At 38.5% G+C, this 519-nt stretch carries 1 protein-coding gene; it reads left to right on the plus strand.

What is annotated here, in order from left to right; all coding sequences use genetic code 11:
• Positions 1-151: 151 nt before the first annotated feature.
• Positions 152-519 (plus strand): transposase (locus tag WFH04_RS18130; protein WP_336825725.1); only part of this gene is annotated, 368 nt, incomplete at its 3' end.

The raw sequence follows: 519 nt of genomic DNA on the forward strand, positions 1-519 counted from the left end.
GAGGCTGGGACAAAACCCTCCTCTGAAATGAAAAAGCCTGTGAAATTTTACGACGAGTAAAATTTCACAGGCTTTGATTATTTTTGAATAAAAATAAGGACCACTTCTGATAAAATAAAGTTACCACACCATATCATATCGGAGGGTCCTTATGTTTAAAAATTATACCATGAATCAATTAGTTTTGCCTTTAGATTTAGAAGTAAAGTTACAAAATAATGATATCGCCTTTCATGTCCATCATTTAGTTGAAAGCATCCCTCATGAAGCGTTCGAACCATTTCTTCGAAATGAGGGTTGCCCTGCCTACCATCCACGCATGATGCTTAAAGTTATTTTATGCGCCTACACGCAATCTGTCTTTTCAGGACGCAAAATTGAAGCCCTCTTAAAAGACAGTATCCGTATGATGTGGCTGGCTCAAGGGTATGAACCTAGCTATCGTACAATTAATCGCTTCCGAGTTCATTCGGAAGTGAAAGAGCTAATTCGCCAATGTTTTGTCCAATTCCGTTGCCA

The organism is Sporosarcina sp. USHLN248, from assembly GCF_037144575.1.
GTDB classification, from domain to species: Bacteria; Bacillota; Bacilli; order Bacillales_A; family Planococcaceae; genus Sporosarcina; species Sporosarcina contaminans.